The sequence below is a fragment of the Marinobacter sp. EVN1 genome, assembly GCF_000475375.1.
Classification (GTDB): domain Bacteria; phylum Pseudomonadota; class Gammaproteobacteria; order Pseudomonadales; family Oleiphilaceae; genus Marinobacter; species Marinobacter nauticus.
Genome location: NZ_AXCB01000022.1, coordinates 47,321 through 57,923 on the forward strand (window position 1 = coordinate 47,321; position 10,603 = coordinate 57,923).

General features: G+C 53.1%; 9 protein-coding genes and 4 pseudogenes. 5 read left to right on the plus strand and 8 right to left on the minus strand.

Annotated features, from left to right (window positions below):
- The first annotated feature begins 119 nt into the window (after nucleotides 1–119).
- From Q674_RS31575 to Q674_RS41455, 4 genes and pseudogenes are all read left to right on the plus strand, one after another.
- Complete coding sequence (locus Q674_RS31575) at nucleotides 120–614, plus strand: putative molybdenum carrier protein (protein WP_227501219.1); 495 nt, start codon at nucleotides 120–122, stop codon at nucleotides 612–614.
- 111 nt (nucleotides 615–725) lie between these two features.
- The gene (locus Q674_RS31580; RefSeq protein WP_011783945.1) at nucleotides 726–1,331 is read left to right on the plus strand and encodes a DUF6088 family protein; all 606 of its coding nucleotides are present in this window, start codon (nucleotides 726–728) and stop codon (nucleotides 1,329–1,331) included.
- The gene (locus Q674_RS31585; RefSeq protein WP_023008983.1) at nucleotides 1,324–2,334 is read left to right on the plus strand and encodes a nucleotidyl transferase AbiEii/AbiGii toxin family protein; all 1,011 of its coding nucleotides are present in this window, start codon (nucleotides 1,324–1,326) and stop codon (nucleotides 2,332–2,334) included. The genes Q674_RS31580 and Q674_RS31585 overlap by 8 nt, the downstream gene beginning before the upstream one ends.
- A gap of 98 nt (nucleotides 2,335–2,432) precedes the next feature.
- Nucleotides 2,433–3,253, plus strand: a pseudogene (locus Q674_RS41455) (IS3 family transposase); the annotation flags it as partial.
- Between the two features lie 92 nt (nucleotides 3,254–3,345).
- Here the strand turns inward: Q674_RS41455 and Q674_RS31600 are convergent.
- From Q674_RS31600 to Q674_RS31615, 4 genes and pseudogenes are all read right to left on the minus strand, one after another.
- Nucleotides 3,346–4,122: pseudogene (locus Q674_RS31600) on the minus strand (IS3 family transposase); the annotation flags it as partial.
- A 178-nt stretch (nucleotides 4,123–4,300) separates the two neighbouring features.
- Nucleotides 4,301–5,041 (minus strand): IS21-like element helper ATPase IstB, encoded by a 741-nt coding sequence (gene istB / locus Q674_RS31605; protein ID WP_023008987.1) that lies wholly within the window; start codon nucleotides 5,039–5,041, stop codon nucleotides 4,301–4,303.
- Nucleotides 5,028–6,523: pseudogene (gene istA, locus Q674_RS31610) on the minus strand (IS21 family transposase). The gene istB and the pseudogene istA overlap by 14 nt, the downstream one beginning before the upstream one ends.
- A 119-nt stretch (nucleotides 6,524–6,642) precedes the next feature.
- A complete protein-coding gene (locus Q674_RS31615; protein ID WP_023008990.1) occupies nucleotides 6,643–6,879 on the minus strand; it encodes a transposase in 237 nt (78 codons plus the stop codon).
- Between the two features lie 68 nt (nucleotides 6,880–6,947).
- Here Q674_RS31615 and Q674_RS40890 point away from each other — a divergent pair.
- Nucleotides 6,948–7,262, plus strand: a pseudogene (locus Q674_RS40890) (integrase core domain-containing protein); the annotation flags it as partial.
- A gap of 14 nt (nucleotides 7,263–7,276) precedes the next feature.
- Here Q674_RS40890 and Q674_RS31620 read toward each other — a convergent pair.
- The 4 genes from Q674_RS31620 to Q674_RS31635 form a co-directional block, all read right to left on the minus strand.
- A complete protein-coding gene (locus Q674_RS31620; protein WP_023008992.1) occupies nucleotides 7,277–8,032 on the minus strand; it encodes a metallophosphoesterase in 756 nt (251 codons plus the stop codon).
- The gene (locus Q674_RS31625) at nucleotides 8,025–8,966 is read right to left on the minus strand and encodes a DMT family transporter (protein WP_023008993.1); all 942 of its coding nucleotides are present in this window, start codon (nucleotides 8,964–8,966) and stop codon (nucleotides 8,025–8,027) included. The genes Q674_RS31620 and Q674_RS31625 overlap by 8 nt, the downstream gene beginning before the upstream one ends.
- Nucleotides 8,963–10,252 (minus strand): ATP-grasp domain-containing protein, encoded by a 1,290-nt coding sequence (locus tag Q674_RS31630; protein ID WP_023008994.1) that lies wholly within the window; start codon nucleotides 10,250–10,252, stop codon nucleotides 8,963–8,965. The genes Q674_RS31625 and Q674_RS31630 overlap by 4 nt, the downstream gene beginning before the upstream one ends.
- Before the next feature lie 6 nt (nucleotides 10,253–10,258).
- The coding region (locus Q674_RS31635; protein WP_023008995.1) for an HAD-IA family hydrolase at nucleotides 10,259–10,603 on the minus strand (345 nt) is incomplete at its 5' end.

Below are 10,603 nucleotides of genomic sequence, written 5' to 3' on the forward strand. Positions count from 1 at the left end.
GGCCTGCTTTTGATCGTCAGACTCAAAGGCCGCTCGACTGGGTGAGTGGCGTGGTGGAAAGGCTATCCAATTCCGATGGATGTGGCGACAGATCTGATCGCCGTTGGGAGGCTTAAAGATTGAAAACGACTGATATGAAGCAGTATCCAATGAAAGTCATTAGCGGTGGTCAGACTGGTGCCGACCGCGCGGCACTTGATGCGGCGATAGACCGGGATTACCCGATCGCGGGCGCTTGCCCAAAAGGGCGCCTAGCAGAGGATGGGACGATACCGGAGCGCTACCCGCTTACGGAAATCACTGGAGGCTATCGAGCCCGAACCCGAAAAAATGTTCAGACAGGCGACGGTACGCTTGTTTTCTATCGCGACGAGCTCAAGGGCGGCACAGCATTGACTGTTTCTATGGCTCTGAAGGAGCGGAAACCGCTAAAGCTGATTGATATTTCTGTAGTAGAGCCGGGCCTGGCTGTTGAGAAGATCCGGGAATTTTGCATCGATAATCAGATAGGGACGTTAAATGTTGCAGGTCCGAGAACTTCGCAATGCGCTGGCATTTACCCCTATGTCTTTGAGGTCATTTCTGAGTTGCTAGGTGAAAATTCAGGATGTTGATGAGGCTTGGCTCCGCCAATACGTCAGCAAAAATCGATGTTGTCACGTCGATCAAGCTTGAATAGTGTCCGAAAAAATAGTAGTTTTTCTGACAATGCTTGGAGGTGTGTCATGTCCGTGAAAGAGTCCATTGAGCGTCAAATAGTCAAGCTCCCGCAAGGTGAGCCCTTTACAAATACAAGGTTTCTTCGGCTCGGGTCACGCGCAGCTGTGGATAAGGCTATGTCTAGGCTAGTAGAGGCGGGTGTGATTCAGCGGGTTGCAAGGGGCGTGTTTGTCCGGCCAAAGCAAAGCAGGTTTGTCGGGGTGGTGATGCCCGACGTGTCGCGTGTGGTTGAGGTGATCGCGAAAGAGCATGGAGAAACCATTCAGGTTCACGGGGCAGAAGCGGCTCGCCGCTTCAAGCTCAGTACGCAAATGCCAACGGCACCGGTTTACTACACTAGTGGCCCCACCCGAGAAATTTGCATCGGTAAACTTAAAGTGAGGCTTGTGCACACCAGCAGTCAGAGAAAGCTTCAGCATGCGGGCAAAAGACCTGGCTTGGCCCTCTCTGCTCTTTGGTATCTGGGTAAAAACAACATCAGTACCGAGGTAGTGAAGCGGATCAAAGAGGGGTTGAGCGAAGAAGAGTTCGAGACGTTGCTTTCCTCCCGTATGCCGGCCTGGATGAGCGAGGTGTTCAGGCAATATGAGACTGGCCGTGTCCATGGCTGAGCAGGTATTTCTCGAACTTTCCGCGGAGGAACAACGCGATATCCTTCAAACTGTTGCACCTCAACTGGCTCGCAGTGCATCTGTTTTGGAAAAGGATGTATGGGGCTGCTGGACTCTGCAGGCGCTGTTCTCCATGCCTGGTGCGCACCCGATGGCTTTTAAAGGTGGTACATCGCTCTCCAAAGTTTACGATGTGATTGATCGCTTTTCCGAGGATGTCGATATCACGTTGGATTACAGGGCCTTCGAGGACGGCTTTGACCCATTCGCAGGGGGCGTAAGTCGTACCAAAACCAAGCAGTTTAGTGAACGACTGAAAAGTTATGTTTTTGCCTATGCGAACGAAGTGGTCGTTCCACACCTAGAAAGTGAATTGGCTAAATTGCCAGTATCCGAGCATCGCACCGTTGAGCTAGACGATGGCGGTGAAAAAATTTGGGTCACTTACCCATCGGTTATAGAGGATTCGGGCCAATATATTCGGTCGCAGGTACTCATTGAGCTCGGTGGCAGAAATGTCATCGATCCCAATGAAACTCATATAGTTTGCCCATACATCTCTGAGCTGACGCAAGACCTCGTCTATCCGAGCAGTGAGGTCGTGGTGCTCTCGCCGGAACGGACATTCTGGGAGAAAGCGACGCTCATACATGTTGAATGTAGTAGGGGTAAGCTCAGGGACAGTGCTGAAAGGTTGTCCCGACATTGGTACGACTTGGTGATGCTTGCAGAGCATCCTGCCGGCCGATCAGCGGTCAAAAACCGGGAGCTTTTAGAGGATGTAGTTCGTCACAAGAAAGTTTTCTTCCATACGGGCTACGCGAACTATGACGAGTGTCTGGATGGACGGCTGAAGCTATTGCCGGAGACCGATACTCTGGAGGGGTTGCGGGGTGACTACGAGAAAATGGTGGGTGCTGGGATGATGTACTCGACACCTCCGGACTTTGAGGAAATCGTCGACTCAATCCGGGATCTCGAAAGCCGTGTTAATAGCCGGTGAGTGCGATCGGTTCCTGCCACGTACTCGGCCTGACCTGCACCCAACTTTCTAATCCATTCTGATCTTAGTAATGTTCATCACCAGAGAGGACGATGAACATGAAGAAGCGATTCACCGAAGAACAGATCATTCCCATTCTGAAGGAAGCCGAGGCTGGCCTGCCGGTCAAAGAGCTGTGCCGCAAGTACAACATCTCAGACGCAACCTTCTACACCTGGCGCAAGAAGTATGGCGGCCTGGAAGTCTCTGAAGCCCGTCGTTTGAAGGCCCTGGAGGAAGAGAACGCCCGGCTCAAGAAATTGCTAGCCGAGTCCATGCTGGGCACAGAAGCTCTGAAGGCGGCTCTCAACCGAAAGTACTGACCGTCGGGAACAAGCGCGAGGCTGTGCGCATCATGCTGTCGGAGACGACGATATCCGAGCGCAAAGCCTGTTCACTCGTCGGGTTATCCCGCGCAACGATGCGGTATCAGTCTCAGCGTTCTCCAGAAGAGCGTGAGCTGACAGAGCGCATCAAAGCCATTGCGTTCGAACGCCGCCGGTTCGGGTACCGGCGTGTTCACCAGTTGCTGCGTCGTGAGGGTGCTGAGGTGAATCACAAGAAGGTTTATCGGCTTTATCGGGAGGCAGGCCTGGCCGTCCGTAAACGCAAGCGCCGTAAAGGCGTGATGGTGGAACGGCAGCCCTTGGTGTTGCCTGATGCGCCAAACCAAACCTGGTCCATGGATTTCGTGATGGATTCCTTGGCTAACGGCCGCAGGATCAAATGCCTAACGATCGTGGATGACTTCACCAAGGAGTGTCTCGACATTCCCGTGGCCATGGGAATATCAGGTGAACAGGTCGCCCGCACCCTGGATAGTATCGCTGCCTTCCGAGGCTACCCGAAAGCTGTTAGGACCGATCAGGGGCCTGAATTCTGAGGTGGACCCAGTCAGTTGGACAACCTGATGGTGTCCCTAAGCTATGATCCGGTTGTTTCGCTGGCTCAGGCTGCCAGAGATATGGGTTGCCCGTAGTACACCTCATCGGGCGTTTGGTAATCAAGGGTTTGGTGGTACCGGGTCTGATTGTAATGCCGGAAGTACCGGTGGAGCGCCTGCTTCAAGTGTCGGCCATCCTCGAAGGCAGTGAGGTAGACGCACTCGTGTTTGACGCTGCGCCAGAGCCGTTCCACAAAGATGTTGTCATGGTAGCAGCCTTTGCCGTCCATGCTGATCCGGATGCCATGCTCTTTGAGAACGCTTGTGAAGGCCTCGCTGGTGAACTGGACGCCCTGATCGGTGTTGAAGACCTCCGGTGTTCCGTGGCGCTGTAGAGCCTCCTCCAGTGCATCGACGCAGAAGTCTGTGTCCATGGTGTTGGAGACTCGCCAGGACAACACCTTGCGGCTGTACCAGTCGATGATGGCAACCAGATACATGAAGCCCCGGGCCAGCGGGATATATGAAATATCTGTTGCCCACACCTGGTTGGGGCGGTCGATTTTCAGCCCTGTGAGCAGGTACGGGTACACCTTGTGCCCATCGCCCGGAATGCTGGTTCTGGGGCGCGGATACACCGCCTGAATGCCCATGGTGCGCATCAGCCGCTGCACCCGCTTCCGGTTGACCCGATAGCCCTGGTGCTGCAAGTGGACCCGCATCTTGCGAGAGCCATAGTACGGCGTTTCCAGGTGCTGTTGATCAATCAGGTACATCAGATCCAGATCCTCCTGACACTGCTCACGAGGGACGTAGTACACCGATGAGCGGCTCAGCTTGAGCAGCTCACACTGGCGCGAAAGACTGACTTGGGGATGACCACGCTCGATCATCGCCAACCGCTGTTGACGGCTTACTGATCGAGCTTGCGCGACAAAAAATCGCGTTCCACCGTCAGTCGGCCAATCTCTCGGTAAAGTTCGTGTCAATGGCCATTTATTTTGACCCACCTTTGGCCAATAAAATTGACCCACCTTTCATAGTCTAGTTCGTGGTTTTCTGCTTCAGCCGATAGCTTTCTCCTCCCAACATGAAGATGTGTGAATGGTGGATAACCCGGTCAATGATTGGCACCGCCACGTTGTCGTCGTGGAAGAACTCGCCCCAGCTGGTGAAGTCCTTGTTGGTGGTCAGGATGATGGAGCGGTATTCGTACAGGCTGTTGATCAGCTGGAACAGGTTGTACCGGGCCTGCCGCGTCATGGGCAGATAACCCAGCTCATCGATGATCAGCAGGTCGTATTTGGCCAATGCGCTGACCCGCTTTTTCAGCTCACCCTTCATCTCGGCCAGTTCCAGCTCTTCCACCAGATCCAGGGCGTTGCGGAACAGGACTCGATAGCCAGCCTCCACGGCTTTGTAGCCAATGCCGATGGCCAGGTGGGTCTTGCCTACACCGGGTGGGCCGATGAACACCAGGTTGTTCCGCTCGTCGATGAACTGGAAGTCCAGCAAGGCATTGACCTGACGTTTGGTAATGGTGGTCTGGTGCCGGTAGTCGAAGCCCTCCAGGCGCTTCTCGGCAGGGAACGCGGCCATCTTCCGGTTCCGGCGGATGCGCTTGTCCTGGCGCTGGATCAATTCGTGTTCGGCAAGCCGGTCCGCGAAGCTGAGATAGGACATCTCGTTGGCTTCTGCCTCCGCTAGTAAGTTGGTCAGCTCATCGGCTGCTGCGCTCAGGCGCAGGCTGCGGTAACGGGACACGGTCTGTTCAAGCTGGCTCATGGGTCACCCCCTGGCCACTGGAGTGGCCAATACGGCGATAAGCACTTAGGTCCAGTGCTTGCTTTGGTTCTGGCAGAGGTTCTGGCTGCCGTTCCCGGAGGACGGCGGTCTGGGCCGCTTCAAGGTAGCTTTGCAGGCGTGTGGCGGTCATGCCGGGGCGTTCTGCCAGAGTCGTGATTAATGCCGGATCCACGGGCGCATGGCGCTTGAGCAGATCACGGGTAGCCACCAACTGATCCTTGTAGATCTTGGGCTCGGAACGCTTGAGCTGCTGGCACAACCGTTGCCCGATTTCGCTACCGATCATCTCATTGATCTTGCTCTCAAGGGTGGTCACCCGTTGGGCATGATCGCGGTAGTGATGGGTGTTCTTGATCACCTTGCCCTTGTCGGTACACAGAGCATGACTGGCGATGACGTCGCCTGTGCTCAGGTCGCTGATGTGGAGTTGGCCGCCGGACTCCAGAACGCCCACCCGGGCCTGTTGCCAGGCCATGGGCACGGAGTACTTGTTGGCCTTCCAGGCGATCAGGTCGGTCTTGTCGGCTCGACGTGTCTCGTGGGCCACAGACTGCACGCAAGCTGGTGACAGGTAAGCTTCCAAGTGTTCTCGCTCATCCCGTTCGAAGCGCTCCCGGGGCGGTTCACCGGTGGTGCCGTGGTGGCCACGCTCTCAACCCAGTCCTGCACGTGCTGGCGCACGTGCTCAGAATCTCGGAAGACCTCACCGTAAAGGCAATCCTGCTTGACGTACTTCACGCCGGCTTCCACCTTGCCCTTGCTCTCCGGGTCATAGCCTTCGCAGGCATGGATCCGGAACCCGGCGGTGGTGGCATACTCATGGAACCGTTGGTTGAGAGTCAGTTCCCGGTACTGCTCGTTGATCACCACCAGCTTGGTCAGATCGTAAACACACTCCTCCGGCAGACCGCCAAAGTACCGCAGGGCTTCATCGTGGAGCTGGATAAAGGTCTGGGTGTCCAGAGGGCGGAATGCCATGCCCACGTACATCAGCCGCGAGTAGGACAGCACGAACACCACGAAGTGCAGCGTGCGCTCTTCGCCACCGATCAACACACCACGTAACTCGCCAGGGTCCACCTGACACTGAACACCGGGGACGTCATCCAGAATGGGTTCGTAGTAGCGCATCTGGGCTGAGGCCACTTCCTCCTTGAGCGTTCGCACGTAGCGGCGAATGGAACGGTCCGAGGCCGGTAACTCACCAACCTTCGCTTGCAGCTTGCGGGCAATCTTGACCGCGCTGAGCTTGGGAAACTTCTTGAGCAAATGCACCAGGTAATCCCGGTGATCGTCGAGGCGCTTGGTGCGTGAGGGATCTTCAATCTGTTCCGAAATCGCATTCTCATTCATTCGCAGGTACTTGCGAACGGTATTGCGGGACAACCCTAGTTCCTGACTGATGGCGCGGATCGACAACCCTTTGCCGTTATCGTGCAGTGCCTTGATCTTGTGTATCACAACCCACTCCTTCACTGACATGCCCCCGGCCATCGATAAAAGCGGGGGACAGTAGCTGGTTCTGTGGCCTGACGGCCACTCGGAGGTGGGTCAAAATTAATGGCCAGTAGTGGGTCACTTTAATTGGCCACTAACAGTTCGTCTGTGCTGGGCTCATCGGATTGCTTGCCGGCCTTCTTCTTGCCTTCGAAGAGGCCCGGGGCATTCTCCAGCAGTTCGCGCTTCCAGGTGCTGACCATGGTGGGGTGGATCTGGAAACGGGCAGCAATTTCGGATGTGGTCTGGTCGCCCTTGAGGGCAGCCAGGGCGACTTTGGACTTGAATGATGCGCTGTATTGCTTGCGTTTCTTGCTCATGATTCTCCTCCTTATGGAGATGATGAATCAGAGCTTAGGCACCTGTCCAAAATTTGGGGTCCACTTCATTCACTGGTAGAGCGCTCGACCAATGGGCCTACCGCCATGGCGTCGAGCTAAAGCTGATCCAGCCCGGGAAACCGATGCAGAACGGATACGTCGAGAGCTTTAACGGAAAATTCCGGGATGAGTGCCTGAATGAACATTGGTTCCGGGATCTCGCTCACGCCCGAGAAAAAATCAGCAACTGGCGCTTGGACTACAATGAGCAGCGCCCGCATTCATCCTTGGGGTATCAGACAACCTTGGAGTTTGCCTCCGCTCTCCGACTTGGAAAAACTGATTCAAAAGTAACGGACATTACTAGGAAGCAGCTGGATTAAAGACTGGGGGCAGGTCAAAGGGAAGATAAATGAACAACTTGAGTAGCAATCTCACCGTTAGCCCGGAATACCAATTCACGATACCCAGGCCCAAGATCTGCTACTTCCGCTTTCTCGCGACCTTGAACAAACTGAACACAAGTTGAAGGAGTGCCATAGAAAGCGACCCCCCCTTGTATTGCAGAGAACGTTTGGTGGATGTGTCCAGTGATGACTGCCCGAATAGTAGGGTAGTTTCTCAACCAAGCAAGAAAGGTGCCCCCGTCGTGTATTTGGTACTGATCTATCCAAGAACTACCGGTTGGAAGAGCGTGATGGTGCATAAATAATGCAACATGTTGTTCTGGATAGCGAATTAATAATGATGTCATTCTTCGGTACTCGTCAGTTCCAATGGCGCCATCATCAAAACCTTGTCGATGAGTATTCACGAAGATAAACAACCAATTACCCAAACGCAACGACTCACAGTAAGGCATGCCCTTCAACTCTCTCGTTATATTCGCAAGGTTGTCATGGTTGCCAGGCAGGCAATGGGGTTCGTGCACATTATATTGATGGCATAATGCCTTAAAGTGTTGGTATGACGCGGGAGAGCCATCCTCTGAAATATCTCCTGTGACTACCACTGCATCTGCAGTGGCCGCATTGATCGCCCGCATAGCTTGTGAAGCTGACCGGTAAGTATTCACGCCTTTTAGTTCAAACGAGAGGTCCTCAGCTAAGTGTAAGTCGGACACTTGGATTATTCGGACGTCGTCATTAACCATTAGTTGCTTCCTTAATCCGATCTGAGAAGGGGAGCTTTACACCACCTACTAGAAAGTTGTTGACGGTCGACACCACAATGATAACGCACCCTATTGCCGACCATAATGAGGTCGTTAGTCTCGAATCGAACCCTTGAAAACAAAGCGTCATCAGTGGGCCAAGCGCTAACAACACTGAAACTGTGAAAGATGATGAGTGAATAATACCTTTCTGAAGGAGCCATAACGGGACCAAAACACCAAAAATCCCAACCAATAACAACCCAAACAGGTCTGGTATAGTTTGAACCGTCAAACCCGGACCATTAAATGCAGCAAAGCCTGACACTGCTATTAATAGGTAGAAGCGATGGGCCATCAGTTGGCTTGCATCCCAATTCTGGTCGGCTAATCGTTTGGTTGAGAGGGTGGTTAGCACTTGTCCGAAACCACCGATTAGAGCCGCGGCCAAACCGACCACGATATGAGTCTGACTGACATTTTGCACAGCGGATTGCTCCGACACGGATGCCCAAGCCAGTACGATGGCCCCAATAATAATCCCCGTGGAGGTGATCACTTGACGTAATGACATTGCTCGTAAGAGGACGAGTCCACTCAATACGACAAACAGTGGCCCAATTCCACCCATTAACGCGCTGACTATCGCAGGTTCGATATAGCGCAGCGCATAGAAGTAACCAATCCAGCTCAAACTACTCGCTATATTCAGCAGCAGTAAGGGCCTGATCGAATCACGAGAGATACGGGTCGCTTTGGAACTTTGTGTGATCCTTAGGCGCAACAGGAAAAAGACACTTGTCGCTAAAAAGCTCCAGAACAATAAGGTAAACGGGTGCAAGGTTTGAAGTAACCATCCTGATAACACCGCGTTGGCGTTCGCCATTAGTAAAAATGCTAGCACGAATAACGCGCCAGCTTGCGAATGACTCATGAGTTTTCTTTTACAAAGTGCTTATCTTCATGCGCCGAATAGGTATAGAAATCAATTCGTATCTCCTCAAACAGGCGACTCGCTAACTCAATGGCTTCTCGCTGAGATTGGCCAGCCACACCAATATAACCAAACATATCGTTACCTTCGGGAGGACGACGATGCACATCCCCAGGCTTTGCGAGGATGGCCAAATTAAACACTTGTGGATGATTGGTAACGAGATCAGGCACGTGAATATCTTTGATACGACCTTGTCGAGTCAGCATCGTTAATCCCACGGCAACTTTTCCGGTCGGAGACAAGGTTGCGCACGCTGGTGGCTGATTTGTTGCGACTAGGTAGGCTGTTGTTATTGGACAATAGTCGTAACTTAGTTTCGCCATCTTAGCGAGGCTGCCTCCTCCGACCCGCGCGGCAATTTCAACAATATAGGGAAGCCCCTGATGGAAGCGAAACTCCGCATGGACTACACCATGTGTTATGCCCTGAGCTTCAACGCCGGCTTGTAAGGCTGCAGCAAGCAAGTCGATCTGATTATTAACCAATGCAGTGGGTGTTCGATACAAGTCGTTATCAAAGACATCGAGTTCAACAGAGAGACGATCTGCGATAGAACCGATATGAGCTTTCCCCTCTAAAACCCACGCTTCGATACAGTGTTCAGAGCCAGATAGATACCCTTCAACCAACATGGCGTTTGGCCCCAAGGCTTCACTGCTCGCTTCATGGACACAATAGGAGTAGTTTTGATTGGCCGCACTCGCAACGGGAAAGCGATCTTTGAGTGTCTGCTCATCACGGACCAGGTATACATGTTCCGCATTGCCGCCTAACGTGGGTTTAATGATCACTGGGTAGCCAATAGTTTCAGCGGCCTTCAACGCCGACTCTAACGAATAGCATAACTCGAAGTCTGGACTGGGTGCTCCATGGGCGTGATGCGCTTGCCGCATGTAATATTTATTCCGGCTTTTAGCTGCAGCATCTAACGAAACGCCAGGTAACGATAAGTCGTCCGCGATCGCAGCGGCCGACAAGACAGAGGCCTCATCAGTGGTGATTACCGCATCAAACCCGATCTCCCGATGCCATTGACGAGCCACTTCCACCACTGCGTCCAATGTCTGGGTAGGCAGATATTTTACGCCGGCAAAATTGGGGTATACCGATGCTTGATGCGCCATAGTAAGATGATAAACCTCTGCCCCGTTTTTGCGGAAAATATCATAACGAGCATCAAATACAGTGCCCCGAGAGGTGACTTCGATATTCAAGAGTTTCATTTTTTCTTACTCCTCACTTGCACACATAGTAATTACATCACCGATATTATGTAGGAGGCATTCACTACTCAGGCCATGCTCACTCACCTGTTCCGGTTTAAATTTACCCGTTGTCACAAGGAACCCTTGGAGGCCCGCTTGTTTGGCTCCCATGATATCGCTGGACACATCATCTCCAATCACTATGACTTCTTGCTCAGGTAAGCGCATGGATTTCAGAGCTAGCTGAAACATCTGCGGCGCAGGTTTCCCCGTCACTATGGCTGCCTGGTCACAAGATATTTCCAAAGCCAGGGTGAAAGCCCCGCTGTCTAGCCACGTTTTACCATCTCTAAGGAGGCTCTGAATAAG